The following is a 16,962-nucleotide window of genomic DNA, read 5'->3' on the forward strand; positions in this document are numbered from 1 at the left end:
CGTCCTCCTCAGCGGCCTTCGAAGCGCGGTGCGCGGCGTCCGGCGAACGCGGCGCGGCCCTCGGCGAAGTCGGCGCTGCCGAACAGGGCGGCCTGCTCCTCGCGCTCGGATTCCAGCAGCCGCTTCAGGCTGTGGTCGGCGCGGGCCAGCAGCCGCTTGGCGGCGGCGACCGACAGCGGGGCGAGCGCGGCGGCCTCGGCGGCCAGGTCCAGCGCGGCGTCGAGGGCCGTGCCGGACGGGACGAGGGAGTCGGCGAGGCCGATCTCATAGGCGCGGGGCGCGGGGACCGTCCGCCCGAACACGAGCATCTCCTTGGCGGGTCCCATGCCGACGCGCTGCGGGAGCGTCCAGAGCAGGCCGCCGTCCGCGACGAGGCCGACCTTGCCGAACGCGGCGACGAATCGGGCGTCCTCGGCGGCGACCACGCGGTCGCAGACGGCGGCGAGGGACACGCCGAGCCCGGCGGCGGCGCCCTCGACCGCCGCGATCACGGGGGTACCGCCCGTCGCGATGAGCCGGACGGCCTTGTGCACGGGAGCGAGCCGGTCCCGGACGGCGTCGGGGCCGACGCCTTCCATCGACCGGATGTCGCCGCCCGCCGAGAACGTCCCGCCCGCGCCGGTCAGCACGATCGCCCGGACCGCCGGGTCGTCGGCCGCGCGCCGCAGTTCCTCCAGGAGCCGCTCCCGCATCGGGATGTCGATCGCGTTGCGCGCCTCCGGCCGGTTCAGCGTGAGCACGCGCGCCGCGCCGCGGCCGGTGACCGTGACCACATGGTCGTCCATCAGCCCTCCCGAAAATTTTTTATACGATACGGCGAGCGGAGAAGCGGAGTCACTCCGCCCCGGTCTCCCAGAAGCCCTGCGCCTCCAGATGGACGACCAGCAGCGTGCCCGCGTGCCGGATGTGGGCGCGCATCGCCTGCCGCGCGCCGTCGGCGTCCCCGGACCGCAGCGCGGCGAGGACGAGATGGTGGTCGTCGACCGACGCCCGCGTCCAGCCGTCGATGCTGGAGTAGAACCGGCGCGGCGCGTACCGGACCACGGTCTGCAGCAGCCAGGCCGTCTTCGGCGATCCGGCGCACAGGTTGATCAGCCGGTGGAACTCGTGGTTGGCGCGCTCGATGCCCGCCGAGTCCCCCGCCTCGGACGCCGCCTCCAGCTGCGCCTGGAACCGGTCGAGGGAGGCCAGCTCCGTCTCCGCGATCGTCCCGGCGGCGCGGGCGGCCAGCTCGCCGGCGAAGTACGCCTGCGCCTCGAACAGGTCCTGGACGTCCTGCCGGGTCAGCGGCGCCGGCATGAACCCGCGGCGCGGCTCCAGGGTCACGAACCCCTCGCCGCGCAGCGACAGCAGCGCCTCCCGGACGGGCGTGACGCTGATCCCAAGGTCCTCGGCGATCCGCTCCAGGCGGAGGAACTCACCGTGCCTGACCTGCCCCGACATGATGAGGTCGCGGACGTAGGCGGCGACCTCGTCGCTCAGCTGGCGACGCCTGCCGAGGGCGCGGCCACCGGAACGGGCAACGGTCATCCTCTCCCCCGATGCGGTTGCGTGAGTGGGGTGTATTTTCAAATCAAATATATGAGAGATCGCTCGCGTGCGGGAGGACTGCGCCGTGTTCATGCTCAGCGACGAGGAGCGCGCCATCGTCGAGGTCGTCGCGGACTTCGTCGACAAGGAGGTCCGCCCGGTCGCCCGCGACTTGGAGCACGCGGGCACCTACCCCGCCCGGCTCATCGACCGGATGAAGGAGCTCGGCGTCTACGGGCTCGCCGTCCCCGAGCCGTACGGCGACGTCAGCGTGTCCAAGGCGTGCTACGCGCTCGTCACCGAGGAGCTGGCGCGCGGCTGGATGACCCTGGCCGGCGCGTTCGGCGGGCATACGGTCGTCTCGCACCTGCTCGCGGTGTTCGGGACCGACGAGCAGAAGGCCCGCTACCTGCCCCGGATGGCGACCGGCGAGCTGCGCGCCACGATGGCGCTCACCGAGCCGTCCGGCGGCTCCGACCTGCAGGCGATGAGCACGACCGCGCGGCGGGACGGCGACCGGTACGTCGTCGACGGCGCCAAAATGTGGATCACCAACGCGCGGATGTCGGGCCTCATCGCGCTGATGTGCAAGACCGACCCCGCCGCATCCCCTCGCCACAAGGGCATCAGCATCCTGCTGGTGGAGCAGGGCCCCGGCCTGACCGTCTCCCGCGACCTGCCGAAACTCGGCTACAAGGGCGTGGAGAGCTGCGAGCTGTCGTTCGACGGCTACGAGGCGCCGCTCGACGCGCTGCTCGGCGGCGAGGAGGGGCGCGGCTTCGCCCAGATGATGCGCGGCCTCGAAGTGGGCCGCATCCAGGTCGCGGCGCGAGCACTGGGCGTCGGACGCGCCGCCCTTGAGGACTCCCTGCGCTACGCCCAGGAACGTGAGGCGTTCGGCAAGCCGATCTGGCAGCACCAGTCGATCGGCAACTACCTCGCCGACATGGCCACGCAGCTGCGGGCGGCGCGGCTGCTCACCCTCGACGCCGCCCGGCTGCTGGACGCGGGCGAGCGCTGCGACATGGAGGCGGGCATGGCCAAGCTGTACGCGTCCGAGGCGGCGATGCAGATCGCGCTGAACGCGGTCCGGATCCACGGTGCGGCCGGGTACTCCACCGAGTTCGACGTCGAGCGCTACTTCCGCGACGCACCGCTGATGATCGTCGGCGAGGGGACGAACGAGATCCAGCGCAACGTGATCGTCAAACAGCTGATCGAGCGCAACCGGATCTAGGGTGCGGCCGCCGGGTCCTCGCCGGCGCGGATCCAGTCGAACGTCCGCTCCACGGCGCGCTTCCAGTTGTCGTACTCGGTGGCGCGCCGGGCGGGCTCCATCGCCGGGACCCACCGGGCGGCGCGGTGCCAGTTGCGCCGCAGCCCTTCCAGGCCCGCCCAGTAGCCGACCGCGAGCCCGGCGGCGTAGGCGGCGCCGAGCGACACCGTCTCGACCACCATCGGCCGCTCCACCGGCACGTTCACCACGTCCGCGACCATCTGCATGACGAGGTTGTCGGACGTCATGCCGCCGTCGGCCTTCAGCTCCTTCAGGCCGAGCCCGGAGTCGGCGTTCATCGCGTCCACCACCTCGCGGGTCTGCCAGGCGGTCGCCTCCAGCACGGCCCGCGCCAGGTGCCCCTTCGTGATGTAGGACGTGAGGCCGACGATGATGCCGCGCGCCTCGCTGCGCCAGTGCGGGGCGAACAGCCCGGAGAACGCGGGGACGATGTAGCAGCCGCCGTTGTCGCCGACCGACCGGGCGAGGGTCTCGATCTCCGGCGCGGTGGTGATCAGCCCGAGGCCGTCCCGGAACCACTGGACGAGCGCGCCGGTGATCGCGATCGAGCCCTCCAGCGCGTACACGGCCGGCTCGTCGCCGATCTTGTAGCCGACGGTGGTGAGCAGCCCGTTGTCCGACTTCACCGGCGCGGTGCCGGTGTTCATCAGCAGGAACGCGCCCGTCCCGTAGGTGCACTTGGTCTCGCCCGGGGCGAAGCAGGTCTGCCCGAACAGGGCGGCCTGCTGGTCGCCGAGCGCGGCGCCGATGAGGACACCGGGGAACACGCGGCGGGCCGTCCCGTAGGTCTCGGTGGACGACCTGATCTCCGGGAGCATCGCCTTCGGCACGCCGAAGAAGTCGAGCAGGCCGTCGTCCCAGGCGAGGGTCTGCAGGTCCATCAGCAGGGTGCGGCTCGCGTTGGTGACGTCCGTGACGTGGACGCCGCCGTCGACGCCCCCGGACAGGTTCCAGATCAGCCAGCTCTCCATCGTGCCGAACAGGACTTCGCCGCGTTCGGCACGTTCCCGCAGGCCGGGCGTGTGGTCGAGCAGCCAGCGGATGCGCGGGGCGGAGAAGTAGGTGGCGAGCGGCAGCCCGCTGCGCTCGGTGACCACCGCGGCGCCGGGGGCGCGGGACAACTCGTCCACGAGGGCGCCGGTGCGCATGTCCTGCCACACGATCGCGCGGCCGATCGGGACGCCCGTCACCCGGTCCCACAGGACCGTCGTCTCCCGCTGGTTGGCGATCCCGACCGCCGCGACCTGGGCGGCGGTCGCACCCGCCTGAGCAAGCGCTTCCGGGGCGATCCGCTCAAGGTTGCGCCAGATCTCCATCGGGTCGTGCTCGACCCAGCCGGGTCTCGGGAAGTGCTGCCGGTGCTCACGCTGCGTCACCGACACGAGGCGTCCGCCGTGGTCGAACAGAATGCACCGCGTGGACGTGGTGCCCTGGTCGATCGACATCACGTACCGTTCGGTCACGCTCGACCACCTCCCGCGCGGGTGTCACCAGCGCGAGCCGCCGAGGTCGCGGGACACGGCGCGGGCCGCGTCCCGCACGAAGGCGACGAGCCTCGGCTCGGGGACGCGGCGGGTGTCGCAGACCCGCTCGACCGCGCCGGAGATGCCGATGGCGCCGACGACGAGTCCCCCGTACCCGCGGATCGGCGCGGCGATGCCGGCGTCGCCGATGGACAGCTCCTCGATCTCGGCGGCCCAGCCGTTCTCCCGCACCCGGGTGGCGGCCCGTGCGAGGTCGCGCGGATCGGTGATGGTGCGGCGGCAGTACGACTCCAGGGCGGTGTCGCGGATGGACGCCGCCGCGTTGGCGTCGTGGGCGAGCAGCGCCTTGCCGAGCGCGGTGGCGTGCAGCGGCAGCAGCGACCCGACGTCCATCGCCTGGAGCGTGTCGTCCGGCCGGAACACGTGGTGGACGACCAGGACCTTCCCCTCCAGCAGCGTCCCGATCCGGACGGCCTCGCCGCTGCGCGAGGCGAGCGCGTCGGCCCAGTTGATGGCGCGGGAGCGCAGCTCGTTGACGTCCAGGTAGCTGGTGCCGAGGTGCAGCAGGGCGGCGCCGAGCTGGTACTTGCCGGTGCCGCCGTCCTGCTCGACGAAGCCGACGCGCTCCAGGGTGCGCAGGATGCCGTGCGCGGTGCCCCGGGCGAGGCCCAGCGAACTGGCGATCTCGCCGACCCCGAGGCGGCCCGAACTCGCGGCGAGCAGCCGCAGGATCGCGGCGGCGCGCTCGATCGACTGCACAGGTCCGGGCATGAATCCGATGCTAGTTGGCCCGGCAGGGTGCCGACATTGTCGGCAGCCGTCGTCATCGTCGTCGTCACTGCCGCGAACTGCCCGGATTCTGTGATCTCGTGCACAGACTGGAGGGTAACCGGCACCGGGCATCGGGGAAAGTGTTCGACATTGTCGGCAGCGTCCCGTTGTCGCCGGTTCCGTCGCGGCTTAGCGTCCTGGCCAGCCTCACGGGGCTCGCGTCCACCCCACCGCCGAGGAGCGCCCATGACGGAACGCACCGCGCAACGACCCAGAATCCCCGCACTGGCCGGCGAGCTCGCGGCCGAGTTCGCCGGCACCATGATCCTCATCCTGTTCGGCGTCGGCGTCGTCGCGCAGGTCGTGGCCGGCGGCCCCGGCCTCGGCGGCCACGACAGCATCGCCTGGGCCTGGGGCCTCGGCGTGACGCTCGGCGTCTACGTCTCGGCGCGGATCAGCGGCGCCCACATCAACCCGGCCGTGACCATCGCCCTCGCCGCGTTCCGGGAGTTCGCCTGGCGCAAGACGGCGCCCTACATCGCCGCGCAGACCGCGGGGGCGTTCGTCGCGGCGCTGATCGTCCGGTGGAACTACAGCGAGGTGCTCGCCAAGGTCGACCCCGGCCACACCATCAAGACGCAGGGCGTCTTCTCGACCCTGCCCGGCAACGGCACCCTCCCGGTCGGCACCTGGGGCGCGTTCCGCGACCAGATCATCGGCACCGCCATCCTGCTCTTCGTGATCAAGGCGCTGACCGACGTGCGCAACGCCCCGCCGCTGGCCAACCTCGCCCCGTTCATGATCGGCCTGCTGGTGGTGGCGATCGGCATGGCGTTCGGCACCGACGCCGGCTACGCGATCAACCCGGCCCGCGACTTCGGGCCCCGGCTCGCCTCGTTCCTCACCGGCTACGGCGGCGCGTGGCGGGACCAGTACGGCCACCTGTACTTCTGGGTCCCGATCGTCGGCCCGCTCATCGGCGGCGTCCTCGGCGTCGGGCTCTACAAGGCCCTGATCGGACGGTTCCTGCCCGCCGAGGAGGAGCCGCCCCAGGAGACCGCGAAGCCCGAACCGCAGTACGAGACCGCCTGACCCGTCCCGTCCCCACGTCCCAGGAGACCGCGCGCATGGCCGACTTCGTCGGGGCCCTCGACCAGGGCACGACCAGCACCCGCTTCATGATCTTCGACCACGGCGGGAACGAGATCGCCCGCCACCAGCTGGAGCACGAGCAGATCCTGCCGCGGGCCGGCTGGGTCGAGCACAATCCGACCGAGATCTGGGAGCGGACCCGCGCCGTCGTCCAGTCCGCGCTGAACAAGGCGGACCTGGGCCACGCCGACCTCGCCGCGGTCGGCATCACCAACCAGCGCGAGACGGCCGTGGTGTGGAACCGGCGCACCGGCCGCCCCTACTACAACACGATCGTCTGGCAGGACACCCGCACCGACCGCATCGCCGCCGCCCTGGAGCGGGACGGCAGGGGCGACGTCATCCGCCGCAAGGCCGGGCTGCCGCCGGCGACCTACTTCTCCGGCGGCAAGGTCCAGTGGATCCTGGAGAACGTCGACGGGGTCCGCGAGGCCGCCGAGAACGGCGACGCGATCTTCGGCACGACCGACTCATGGGTGCTGTGGAACCTCACCGGCGGGACGGACGGCGGCGTCCACGTCACCGACCCGACCAACGCCAGCCGCACCATGCTGATGGACCTGGAGACCCTCTCCTGGGACGACGAGCTCCTGTCGTTCTTCGGCATCCCCCGCTCGATGCTGCCGGAGATCCGGCCGTCCTCCGCGTCCGACGCCTACGGGCTCACGCGTCCGGACGGCCCGTTCGGCGGCGAGGTGCCACTCACCGCCGCGCTCGGCGACCAGCAGGCGGCGACCGTCGGGCAGGTGTGCTTCGCACCCGGCGAGGCCAAGAACACCTACGGCACCGGCAACTTCCTGCTGCTCAACACCGGGAACGAGCTCGTCCGGTCGAAGAGCGGCCTGCTGACGACCGTCTGCTACCAGTTCGGATCCGAGAAGCCCGTCTACGCGCTCGAAGGGTCGATCGCGGTGACCGGGTCGGCGGTCCAGTGGCTGCGGGACCAGCTTGGCATCATCTCGGGTGCCGCCGAGAGCGAGTCCCTTGCCAGGCAGGTCGAGGACAACGGCGGCGTGTACTTCGTCCCGGCGTTCTCCGGCCTGTTCGCGCCGTACTGGCGGTCGGACGCGCGCGGCGCGATCGTCGGGCTGTCCCGGTTCAACACCAACGCCCACGTCGCCCGCGCGACGCTCGAAGCCATCTGCTACCAGTCGCGCGACGTCGTCGAGGCGATGCGCGAGGACTCCGGCGTCTCCCTGGACACGCTGCGCGTCGATGGCGGCATCACGGCCAACGAGCTGTGCATGCAGATGCAGGCCGACATCCTCGGCGTCCCCGTCTCCCGCCCGGTCGTCGCCGAGACCACCGCCCTGGGCGCCGCCTACGCCGCCGGGCTGGCCGTCGGGTTCTGGAACACCACCGACGAACTCCGCCAGAACTGGAACGAGGACAAACGCTGGACCCCCACCTGGACCGACGACCAGCGTCAGGCCGGCTACGCCGGCTGGAAGAAGGCCGTCACCCGAACCCTCGACTGGATCGATCTCGACTAATCCGGCCTGGCCCTCAAACGATCCCTTGGGAGGATGCAGTGACACCCGTAGCGCTCGGTCCGCGGTATCGCGAGGACACCCTGCGCGGCCTCGCCGAGACCGAGTTCGACGTCCTGGTCGTCGGCGGCGGCATCGTCGGCGCCGGCGCGGCCCTCGACGCGGTCTCGCGGGGGCTGTCCGTCGCCCTCGTGGAGGCGCGGGACTGGGCGGCCGGGACGTCCGGCCGCTCCAGCAAGCTGATCCACGGCGGGCTGCGGTACCTGGAGCAGCGCGACTTCGGGCTCGTGCGGGAGGCGCTGCGGGAACGCGGCCTGCTCCTGCACCGGCTCGCGCCGCACCTGGTGCGTCCCGTCCAGTTCCTTTATCCGCTGCGCAACCGGGTGTGGGAGCGGGCCTACGTCAGCGCGGGCGTCACTTTGTACGACACGATGGGCGGCAGCCGCGCGCTCCCCCGGCACCGGCAGCTGACCCGGCGCGGCGCGCTGCGGCGGGCCCCGGCCCTGCGGCCGGACGCGCTGGTCGGCGCCGTCCAGTACTACGACGCGCAGGTGGACGACGCCCGGTACACGATGACGGTCGCCCGGACGGCCGCGCAGTACGGCGCGAAGGTCGCCACCCGCGCCGAGGTCACCGGGTTCCTGCGCGAGGGCGAGCGGGTCACCGGCGCCACCGTCGTCGATCTGGAGGGCGGCCGGGAGATCAGCGTGCGGGCCCGCCGCGTGGTGTGCGCGACCGGCGTGTGGACGGACGGCGTGCAGGCGATGACCGGTTCCCGGGCCGCGTTCGCCGTGCGGGCGTCCAAGGGCGTCCACCTGGTGGTGCCGCGCGACCGCATCCCGATGGACACCGGCCTCATCACCCGGACCGCCAAGAGCGTGCTGTTCATCATCCCGTGGGGGCGGCACTGGCTCGTCGGCACCACCGACACCCCGCACGACGACGGGCCGGACGAGCCCGTCGCCGGCCACACCGACATCGGCTACCTCCTCGACCAGGCGAACGCCGTCCTGCGGACCCCGCTCACGCACGGCGACATCGAGGGCGTCTACGCGGGGCTGCGCCCGCTGCTGTCCGGCGAGATGGACGACACCACCCGCCTGTCGCGCGAGCACGCGGTCGCGGAGCCGGTGCCGGGCCTCGTCGTCGTCACGGGCGGCAAGTTCACCACCTACCGGGTGATGGCGGAGGACACGATCGACGTCGTCGCCGAGGGCCTGGACGACGCCGTGCCCGAATCGGTCACCGCCCGCCTCCCGATCCTCGGCGCGACCGGCTTCGAGGTGCTGTGGAACGAGCGCCGCCGCCTGGCCGCCGAGTCCGGCCTGCACGTCGCGCGCATCGAGCACCTGCTGCGCCGCTACGGGTCGTGCACCCGCGAACTCCTGGCCCTGATCACCGACAACCCGGAACTCGGCGCCCCCATCCCCGGCGCCAAGGACTACCTGTGCGCCGAGGCCGTGTACGCGGTCACGCACGAGGGCGCCCTGCACCTGGAGGACGTCCTCGCCCGCCGCCTCCGCGCCGCCATCGAGGAATGGGACGGCGGCGTCACCGCGGCGACCCGCGTAGCCGAACTGGTCGCCCCCCTCCTGGGCTGGGACGACGAGGAGACCAACGACGAGATCAAACGCTACGTCCGCCGAACCACCGAAGAACGCCGCGGCGGCGCCGCAATCGCGGAGGCCGCCGCTTAGGCGGCCGTCAGGTCGGGATGAGGGGGCAGTGGGTGCCCTTGTAGATGGTGGGAACGCAGTGGTTGCAGTGGGTGCACAGGGACGGAGTGGACGGGTCGGCGGCGATGCGGTTGACCAGGTCCGGCTCTCGGAGGAGGGCGCGGGCCATGGCGACGAACTGGAAGCCCTCCGACATGGCCTTGTCCATGGTCTCGCGGGTGGTGATGCCGCCCAGCAGGATCAGCGGGAGATCGAGTTCGGCGCGGAACCTGCGGGCGTGCTCCAGCAGGTAGGTGTCCTGGTAGGGGTAGACGCGCAGGAACTGCTTGCCGAACATGCGCATGCCGATGCGCATGGGGAGCTTGTAGCTCGCGGCGAACTCGGGGATGGGCATCGGGCCGCGGAAGAGGTACATCGGGTTGAGCAGTGAGCTGCCGGCCGTCAGTTCGAGGGCGTCGACCGTGCCCTCTTCCTGGAGTTTCCGGGCGACGTACAGGCTGTCGTCGATCTCCAGGCCGCCGCGGACGCCGTCGCGCATGTTCAGCTTGGCGGTGACCGCGATGCGGTCGCCGACCTCGTCGCGGACGGCGCGGGCGATGCCGAGCGCGACCTTGGCGCGGTTCTCGATCGGGCCGCCGTAGGCGTCCTTGCGCCGGTTGAGGCGGGGGCTGAGGAACGAGCTGGCCAGGTAGTTGTGCCCGAAGTGCATCTCCACGGCGTCGAAGCCGGCCTCGATCGCGAGGCGCGCGGCCTCGGCGTGGGCGCGGGTGATGCGGTCGATGTCGTCGGCCGTGGCGGGCTTGGTGAAGGCCATGCCGAGCGGATTGAAGGAAGCGTCCGGCCGAGATGGCGGGCAGCTTGTTGGAGCTGGAGTCGGCGACCGGCCCGGCGTGCCCGATCTGGGCGGACGCGGCGGCGCCCTCGGCGTGCACGGCGTCGGTGAGGCGGCGCAGCCCGGGGACGGCGTCGGGCCGCATCCAGACCTGCCCCCGCTCCGTCCGGCCCTCGGGCGAGACCGCGCAGTACGCGACGGTCGTCATGGCCACTCCCCCGGCGGCCGGCCGCCGGTGGTACTCGATCAGGTCGTCGGTCACCACCGCGTCCGGGGTCATCCCCTCGAACGTCGCGGCCTTGATCACCCGATTGCGCAGCGTCAGCGGCCCGAGCTGCCCCTTGTCGAACACGTCCACGGTCGGCTCCGGAGGGGATGGGGCCCGCGGCGGCGCCGCGGGCCCGGCGGATCAGAGGCGTTCGAGGATGGTGACGTTGGCCTGGCCGCCGCCCTCGCACATGGTCTGGAGGCCGTAGCGGCCGCCGGTGCGGTCCAGTTCGTGGAGGAGGGTGGTCATGAGGCGGGCGCCGGTGGCGCCGAGGGGGTGGCCGAGGGCGATGGCGCCGCCGTTGGGGTTGACCTTCGCCGGGTCGGCGCCGGTCTCCTTCAGCCAGGCGAGGACGACGGACGCGAACGCCTCGTTGATCTCGACGGCGTCGATGTCGCCGATCGTCATGCCGGTCTTCTTCAGCGCGTACGCGGTGGCGGGGATCGGCGCGGACAGCATCCGGATCGGGTCCTCGCCGCGCGCGGAGATGTGGTGGATGCGGGCGCGCGGGGTGAGGCCGTGGTCCTTGACGGCCTGCTCGGACGCGATGAGCAGCGCGGCGGAGCCGTCGGAGATCTGGGACGAGACGGCCGCGGTGAGGCGCCCGCCGTCCACGAGGGTCTTCAGGCCGGCCATCTTCTCCAGCGTAGTGTCGCGGCGCGGGCCCTCGTCGTTGGCGACGTCCTCGTAGGGGGCGATCTCGCGCTGGAAGCGGCCCTCGTCGATGGCGCGGATGGCCCGCTGGTGCGACTCGTAGGCGAAGGCCTCCATGTCCTCGCGGGACAGGTCCCAGTCGCGGGCGATCATCTCGGCGCCGTTGAACTGGGAGACCTCGGTGTCGCCGTAGCGGCGCGTCCAGCCCTTGGAGCCGGCGAAGGGGCCCTCGGTGAAGCCGAGCGGCGCGGCGGCGGTCATCGCGGACGCGATCGGGATCTGCGACATGTTCTGCACGCCGCCCGCCACGACCAGGTCGGACGTCCCGGACAGGACGGCCTGCGCGGCGAAGTGCACGGCCTGCTGGGAGGAGCCGCACTGCCGGTCGACGGTGACGCCGGGGACCTCCTCGGGGAGGCCGGCGGCGAGCCAGCAGGTGCGGGCGATGTCGCCGGCCTGCGGCCCGATGGTGTCGACGCAGCCGAACACGACGTCCTCGACGGCGGACGGGTCGACCTTCGTGCGGTCCATCAGCGCGGTGAGGACGTGCGCGCCGAGGTCGGCGGGGTGCACGCCGGCGAGCCCGCCGTTGCGCCGTCCCACCGGGGCGCGGACGGCGTCGACGATGTATGCCTCGGCCATGGGTCTTCTCCTTCGTACAGGGTCTAGCTCGCCTGGATGCCTTCGAGGAACATGGCGAGGTACTGCTTGGCGATGTCGTCGGCGGACAGCCGCCCGCCGTGCTGGTACCAGTTCGCCGCGAGCCAGACGGTGTCGCGGATGAAGCGGTACACGAGGGTCCGGTCGAGGTCGGCGCGGAACGCGCCCTCCTTGACGCCGCGGTCGAGCAGCGACAGCCACATCTCCTCGAACCGGCGCTGCGAGTCGAGGAGGTAGTGGAACCGTTCGCTGTTCGCGAGGTGCTTGGACTCGTTCTGGTAGAGGACGACGGCGGGCCGGTGCCGGTCTATCGAGCGGAACGACTCGACGACGATGGCCTCCAGGGTGTCGCGGGCGCTGAGCCCGGAGTCGAGGACGCGCTCGTACCCGGCCCACATCTCGTCCAGAAACGTCCGGAGGATCTCGTCGGCCATCGACTCCTTGGAGTCGAAGTGGTAGTAGAGGCTGCCGCCGAGGATGCCGGCGGCGTCGGCGACCTTCCGGACGGTGGTGGCGGAGTAGCCCTGGGAGGCGAACACCTCGGCGGCCGTGGCGAGCAGCTCGGCCCGCCGTTCTGCGCGGGCGGCGGCGGTGCCCTCGGCGTCGCGCCGTCGTGGACTCATGGTTTTCCTATGCGTGCTGGGAGGAGACGGAGACGACCTCGCCCGTCATGTACGAGGAGTAGTCGCTGGCCAGGAAGACGATAACGTTGGCCACCTCCCACGGCTCGGCGTAGCGTCCGAACGCCTCGCGGCGCGTCAGCTCGTCCAGCAGCTCCTCCGAGGTCACCTTGACCAGGTGCGGGTGCATGGCGAGGGACGGCGAGACGGCGTTGATCCGGACGCCGTGGTCGGCGGCCTCCAGCGCGGAGCAGCGGGTGAGCGCCATGACACCGGCCTTCGCGGCGGCGTAGTGCGACTGGCCCTTCTGGGCGCGCCAGCCGATCACCGAGGCGTTGTTGACGATGACGCCCGCGCCCTGGCCGCGCATGATGCGCAGGGCGGCGCGGGTGCAGCGCATGGTGCCGTTGAGGGTGATGTCGATCACGCGGTCCCACTGCTCGTCAGCCATGTCGACGAGGTCGGCCGTCCCGCCGAGGCCGGCGTTGTTGACGGCGACGTCGATGCGCCCGAAGCGCTCCACGGCCAGGTCGTAGAGGGCCTGCACCTGCTCCTCGGACGTGACGTCGCACGGGAGGGAGGCGACGCGGTCGGCGCCGAACTCCTTCTCCAGCTCCTGCGCGGACGCGGTGAGCCGCCGCTCGTGCGTGTCGGAGATCAGGACGCGGGCGCCCTCCTCCAGGCAGCGGCGCGCGGTGGCGCCGCCGATGCCGGCCCCGGCCGCCGCGGTGATCACGACGGCGCGGTCCTTGAGGAGGCCGTGTCCGGGGACGTAAGGGGGCGGCGTCATCCGCGTGCCTCTCTCGGGAGGCCGAGCACGCGCTCGGCGATGATGTTGCGCTGGATCTCGTTCGAGCCGGCGTAGATCGTGTCGGAGCGGGAGAAAAGGAACAGCCGCTGCCAGTCGTTCAGGTCGTACGGCTCCCCGTCGGCGACGAGACCGGCGGCGCCGAGGACGTCCATGGCGAGTTCGCCCAGCTCCCGGTGCCAGGTGCCCCAGACGAGCTTGGAGATGGACGACTCGGGACCGGGCGCGCCGGCGGCGACGCCGGCCATCGTCCGGACGGCGTTCAGCCGCATGATCTCCAGGCCCATGTACGAGCGGGTCAGCCGGTCGCGCAGCAGCGGGTCGTCGATGGCGCCGGTGCGCCGCGCGAGGTCGGCGACGCCCTCGAACTCGCGGGCGAACCCGACCTGCTGGCCGAGGGTCGCGACGCCGCGCTCGAACCCGAGCGTCGCCATCGCGATCTTCCAGCCCTCGCCGGGCGCGCCGACGATGTTGCCGGCGCCGGTGCGGGCGCCGTCGAAGAACACCTCGTTGAACTCGGAGGTGCCGGTCAGCTGGATGATCGGCCGGATGTCGACGCCGTCCTGCTTCATCGGGACGAGCAGGTACGACAGGCCCTTGTGCCGGGACGAGCCGGGCTCGGTGCGGCAGACGACGAAGCACCAGTCCGATTCGAGGGCGAGGGACGTCCACACCTTCTGGCCGTTGATCGTCCAGTGGTCGCCGGCCAGTTCGGCGCGGGTCTGGACGTTGGCGAGGTCGGACCCGGCGTTGGGCTCGGAGTAGCCCTGGCACCACAGCTCCTCGACCGCCACGATCGGCGGGAGGAAGCGGGCCTTCTGCTCGTCGGTGCCGAACGCGATGATCGTGGGGCCGAGCAGGTTCTCGCCGATGTGGTTGACGCGGGCGGGGCCGTCGGCGAGCGCGTACTCCTCGTGGAAGATGACCTGCTGCTCAAGGCTGGCGCCGCGTCCGCCGTACTCCACCGGCCAGCCGACGCACGTCCAGCCGGCGGCGGCCATGTGCCGCTCCCAGGCCAGCCGCTCCTCGAACGCCTCGTGCTCGCGGCCGGGGCCGCCGAGCCCGCGGGCGTGCGCGAACTCCCCCGACAGGTTCGCCTGGAGCCAGTCGCGGACCTCGGCGCGGAACGCGCGGTCCGCCGGCGACTCGTTCTGGTTCACGCCACGGACTCTACCAAACAGTTGTTAGAAAGAATCACCCCCCAGCGCGGGTTCGGCCGGCCGCTCCGGGACCGGCGCGGGCGGACGCTCCGGCACGGCCGGCGGCAGATCGCGGTGGAGCAGGTCGAACAGCCGGTCCCAGCGGGCGAGGACGGAGTCCGGGTGGAACCGCAGCACCGCGGCGCGGGCCTCGGCGCCCAGGGCCCGGCGCAGGCCGGGGTCCTCGATGAGGCGCTCCAGCACGGCGGCGAACGCGACCGTGTCGCCCGGCTCGACGAGAATGCCGCCGCGGTCGTCCTCGATCAGCGTACGGACGCCCGGCGCGCAGTCGAACGCCACCGTCGGCAGCCCGTACGCCATGGCCTCCAGCACCGACATCGGGAAGCCCTCCGCCCGCGACGGCAGCGCGAAGACCGACGCCTCGACGAGCGCCTCCTCGACGTCGGCGACCACACCCCGGAACTCCACAGAGCCGGACATTCCGGCCGCCTGCGCGCGCAGTTGCTCCTCGTCCGGGCCGTTTCCGTAGATGTGGAGACGCCACTCCGGATGGCGTGCGGAGACCCGTTCCCACGCCTCCAGCATCAGATCGATGCCCTTCTCATACGACAGGCGCCCGACACAGGCGACCACGGGCAGATCCAGCGTGGGATGGACGGACGGCGTGACGTGCAGCAGGTTCGGGATGTAGTCCGCGTTGGTCATGCCGTCCCGGGCCCAGGCGTCGGCGTCCTCGGCGGTCAGCACGAGCATCCGGTCGGCGTCCGCGTAGTGCTCCCTGACCCGCCGGTACCGCGTCGACCTGCGGGTGGCCTTGAACGACTCGTGGCTCATCGCGACGACCCGCAGCCCGGACGTGTCGGCCAGCCGCACCCACTCCATCGCCCACACCTGCGCCACGATGACCACCGATCCCGGCCGCGCGGCGGCGAACAGCTCCGACAGCCGGGCGGCGCCGCGCCGCTGGGCCGCCGCCCGGCGCAGCTCCCGCGCGCGCGCCGCCGCGTTCAGGTGCTCCAAGGGCTTCTTCGGCCGCCACGCCAGCACCGGCGAACGCCAATCCCGGTGCAGCACCTCGACGGCGTAGGAGCCGTCGCGGCCGTGGTGATACGGCTCCAGGCTGGGGGTGATCCCGACGAGCGTGACGCGGTCGCCGCGTCCGGCCAGCAGCCGCGCCATGTGGTGCGCCCAGCGCTGGAGCCCGCCCATGTCGTCGGCGTTGTTGCACACGATGAAGACGTCACGCGGTGCGGCCATTGCGTTCCCCCCTGTCGCCCCTGTCGCCCCTGTTGCGCGGCCGTGCGGCCGGGAAGTAGCGGTCCACCACCGTCCGGGCGGCGGTGCCCCGGTCGTGCTCGCCGAAGCGCGCGGCGAACGCGCGGCGCCGGGCCGCGTGGCCGGCCTCCGCCGCGTCCAGTCCGGCGAGCGCGGCGACGAGCTCGTCCTCCGTGCGGGTGATCGGCCCGGGCCCGTGCCGGTCCAGGTCGAAGTAGCCGGCGGTGAGGTCGCGGCCGTCCGGGAGGTGCAGGATGATCGGCCGGTCGAGCAGCGCGAAGTCGAACATGATCGAGGAGTGGTCGGTGATCAGCGCGTCCGCGAGCAGCAGCAGCGGGGTGACGTCGGGCACTCCGCCGACGTCCCGCATGACCGAGCGGGCTCCGGGCGGGACGTTGGCCTTGCACAGGTAGTGCGGCCGGACGAGCAGCACGTACTCCTCGCCCAGCTCCCGGGCGAACACCTCGGGGTCGATGGGCGGGTCGAGCAGCTTGACCGGACGCCCCTTCGGCCCGGTGGTGAACGTCGGCGCGTACAGGACGGCGCGGCGCCCGTCGTCCAGGCCGAGGGACGCGCGGAGCGAGGCGACCTCGGCGGCCAGCTCGGGATCGCCGTTCACCCCGTTGACCAGGGGGTCGTTGCGGGGATAGCCGGCCGGGAGCAGCTCGGCGCAGACCCCGAGGCCCGCGCAGAGCGTCTCGGCGTCGTGCCCGGAGCGCACCAGGAAGCAGTCGTAGCGCTCCACCATGCGGCGCAGCTTGTCCCGCTGGGCGGCGGGGCCGCTCTTGACGCGCGGCTGGTCGAGCCCCATCAGCTTGAACGCCGAGCCGTGCCAGGTCTGGATATAGGTGGTCTCAGGGCGTTTGCGGAGACCCTCCGGATAGCCCTGGTTGTCCACCCAGAACCGAGCGCGCGCCAGCGCCAGGAAGTACGCCCACGAGCCGCGCCGGACCAGCGCGGCGTCGTCCGGGAACCCCTTCGGGGACGACGCGTACGCCCACACCGCGCGCACCGGCCGGCCCGTCCTGCGCAGCTCCCGGTAGATGTACTTGGGATTGTCCGAATAGTGCCGGCCGAGGTGGCTCTCGAAGACCGCCAGGCCAGGCCGGACGGGCAGCCGGCTCAGCACCCGGTTGAACACGGCGATCTTGGTCTTGCGCGAGGTCAGCCCGCGCCGGACGCCCTTGCCCAGCCCCCGCGCGCTCTCTTATACACCTCTGACCCCGCCGACGACGAGGATAGCGGAGAGCCCGGCGCTCACCGAACCCTACAACAAATAAATAAA

At 72.1% G+C, this 16,962-nt stretch carries 15 protein-coding genes and 1 pseudogene; 4 read left to right on the forward strand and 12 right to left on the reverse strand.

The features are described from left to right. Window positions 1–8 precede the first annotated feature (8 nt). On the reverse strand, window positions 9–785 hold the full coding sequence (locus HUX53_RS36980) for an enoyl-CoA hydratase/isomerase family protein (protein ID WP_176407924.1): 777 nt from the start codon (window positions 783–785) through the stop codon (window positions 9–11). A gap of 49 nt (window positions 786–834) precedes the next feature. Then, window positions 835–1,530, reverse strand: coding sequence for a GntR family transcriptional regulator (locus HUX53_RS36985; protein WP_176407925.1), 696 nt, complete (start codon window positions 1,528–1,530; stop codon window positions 835–837). Window positions 1,531–1,621: 91 nt separating this feature from the next. Between HUX53_RS36985 and HUX53_RS36990 the strand changes: the two genes are divergently transcribed. Beyond that, on the forward strand, window positions 1,622–2,767 hold the full coding sequence (locus HUX53_RS36990; protein ID WP_176407937.1) for an acyl-CoA dehydrogenase family protein: 1,146 nt from the start codon (window positions 1,622–1,624) through the stop codon (window positions 2,765–2,767). Here HUX53_RS36990 and glpK (HUX53_RS36995) read toward each other — a convergent pair. Together glpK (HUX53_RS36995) and HUX53_RS37000 are read right to left on the reverse strand one after the other, a co-directional pair. Then, a complete protein-coding gene (gene glpK, locus HUX53_RS36995) occupies window positions 2,764–4,290 on the reverse strand; it encodes a glycerol kinase GlpK (protein WP_176407926.1) in 1,527 nt (508 codons plus the stop codon). The genes HUX53_RS36990 and glpK (HUX53_RS36995) overlap by 4 nt on opposite strands. A 24-nt stretch (window positions 4,291–4,314) precedes the next feature. Beyond that, complete coding sequence (locus tag HUX53_RS37000; protein WP_176407927.1) at window positions 4,315–5,082, reverse strand: IclR family transcriptional regulator; 768 nt, start codon at window positions 5,080–5,082, stop codon at window positions 4,315–4,317. 246 nt (window positions 5,083–5,328) lie between these two features. Here HUX53_RS37000 and HUX53_RS37005 point away from each other — a divergent pair, with 246 nt between their 5' ends. From HUX53_RS37005 to HUX53_RS37015, 3 genes are read left to right on the forward strand one after another with little or no spacing between them, the layout of a single operon-like run. Then, window positions 5,329–6,174, forward strand: coding sequence for an MIP/aquaporin family protein (locus HUX53_RS37005; protein WP_176407928.1), 846 nt, complete (start codon window positions 5,329–5,331; stop codon window positions 6,172–6,174). Between the two features lie 35 nt (window positions 6,175–6,209). Then, window positions 6,210–7,727, forward strand: a complete 1,518-nt coding sequence (glpK, locus tag HUX53_RS37010; RefSeq protein ID WP_176407929.1) for a glycerol kinase GlpK — start codon at window positions 6,210–6,212, stop codon at window positions 7,725–7,727. Window positions 7,728–7,765: 38 nt separating this feature from the next. Further along, window positions 7,766–9,421 (forward strand): glycerol-3-phosphate dehydrogenase/oxidase, encoded by a 1,656-nt coding sequence (locus tag HUX53_RS37015; protein WP_176407930.1) that lies wholly within the window; start codon window positions 7,766–7,768, stop codon window positions 9,419–9,421. Between the two features lie 7 nt (window positions 9,422–9,428). Here the strand turns inward: HUX53_RS37015 and HUX53_RS37020 are convergent, their stop codons facing one another. From HUX53_RS37020 to HUX53_RS37050, 8 genes and pseudogenes are all read right to left on the reverse strand, one after another. Further along, a complete protein-coding gene (locus tag HUX53_RS37020; RefSeq protein ID WP_255205993.1) occupies window positions 9,429–10,214 on the reverse strand; it encodes a hypothetical protein in 786 nt (261 codons plus the stop codon). A gap of 112 nt (window positions 10,215–10,326) precedes the next feature. Continuing rightward, a pseudogene (locus tag HUX53_RS42070) lies at window positions 10,327–10,512 on the reverse strand (NADH:flavin oxidoreductase); the annotation flags it as partial. A gap of 129 nt (window positions 10,513–10,641) precedes the next feature. Then, entirely contained in the window at window positions 10,642–11,796 is a 1,155-nt protein-coding gene (locus tag HUX53_RS37025; RefSeq protein ID WP_176407931.1) for an acetyl-CoA C-acetyltransferase, read from the reverse strand. A gap of 23 nt (window positions 11,797–11,819) precedes the next feature. Then, a complete protein-coding gene (locus HUX53_RS37030) occupies window positions 11,820–12,437 on the reverse strand; it encodes a TetR/AcrR family transcriptional regulator (RefSeq protein WP_176407932.1) in 618 nt (205 codons plus the stop codon). A 7-nt stretch (window positions 12,438–12,444) separates the two neighbouring features. Then, a complete protein-coding gene (locus tag HUX53_RS37035; RefSeq protein ID WP_176407933.1) occupies window positions 12,445–13,224 on the reverse strand; it encodes an SDR family oxidoreductase in 780 nt (259 codons plus the stop codon). Beyond that, on the reverse strand, window positions 13,221–14,402 hold the full coding sequence (locus HUX53_RS37040) for an acyl-CoA dehydrogenase family protein (protein WP_176407934.1): 1,182 nt from the start codon (window positions 14,400–14,402) through the stop codon (window positions 13,221–13,223). The genes HUX53_RS37035 and HUX53_RS37040 overlap by 4 nt, the downstream gene beginning before the upstream one ends. Before the next feature lie 24 nt (window positions 14,403–14,426). Then, window positions 14,427–15,659, reverse strand: coding sequence for a glycosyltransferase (locus HUX53_RS37045; protein WP_176407935.1), 1,233 nt, complete (start codon window positions 15,657–15,659; stop codon window positions 14,427–14,429). Continuing rightward, window positions 15,643–16,818, reverse strand: a complete 1,176-nt coding sequence (locus tag HUX53_RS37050) for a CDP-glycerol glycerophosphotransferase family protein (protein WP_176407936.1) — start codon at window positions 16,816–16,818, stop codon at window positions 15,643–15,645. Before HUX53_RS37050 ends, HUX53_RS37045 begins: the two co-directional genes overlap by 17 nt. Window positions 16,819–16,962: the final 144 nt, after the last annotated feature.

Source organism: Actinomadura sp. BRA 177 (assembly GCF_013372625.1).
Classification (GTDB): Bacteria; Actinomycetota; Actinomycetes; order Streptosporangiales; family Streptosporangiaceae; genus Spirillospora.

Bases quoted from the DNA above. Each gene is read 5' to 3' on its own strand.
- HUX53_RS36985 (WP_176407925.1), bottom strand. From the start codon at position 1,530: ATGACCGTTGCCCGTTCCGGTGGCCGCGCCCTCGGCAGGCGTCGCCAG.
- HUX53_RS37030 (WP_176407932.1), bottom strand. From the start codon at position 12,437: ATGAGTCCACGACGGCGCGACGCCGAGGGCACCGCCGCCGCCCGCGCA.
- HUX53_RS37020 (WP_255205993.1), bottom strand. From the start codon at position 10,214: ATGGCCTTCACCAAGCCCGCCACGGCCGACGACATCGACCGCATCACC.
- HUX53_RS37045 (WP_176407935.1), bottom strand. From the start codon at position 15,659: ATGGCCGCACCGCGTGACGTCTTCATCGTGTGCAACAACGCCGACGAC.
- glpK (WP_176407929.1), top strand. From the start codon at position 6,210: ATGGCCGACTTCGTCGGGGCCCTCGACCAGGGCACGACCAGCACCCGC.
- HUX53_RS37025 (WP_176407931.1), bottom strand. From the start codon at position 11,796: ATGGCCGAGGCATACATCGTCGACGCCGTCCGCGCCCCGGTGGGACGG.
- HUX53_RS37035 (WP_176407933.1), bottom strand. From the start codon at position 13,224: ATGACGCCGCCCCCTTACGTCCCCGGACACGGCCTCCTCAAGGACCGC.
- HUX53_RS36990 (WP_176407937.1), top strand. From the start codon at position 1,622: ATGCTCAGCGACGAGGAGCGCGCCATCGTCGAGGTCGTCGCGGACTTC.
- HUX53_RS37000 (WP_176407927.1), bottom strand. From the start codon at position 5,082: ATGCCCGGACCTGTGCAGTCGATCGAGCGCGCCGCCGCGATCCTGCGG.
- HUX53_RS37005 (WP_176407928.1), top strand. From the start codon at position 5,329: ATGACGGAACGCACCGCGCAACGACCCAGAATCCCCGCACTGGCCGGC.
- HUX53_RS36980 (WP_176407924.1), bottom strand. From the start codon at position 785: ATGGACGACCATGTGGTCACGGTCACCGGCCGCGGCGCGGCGCGCGTG.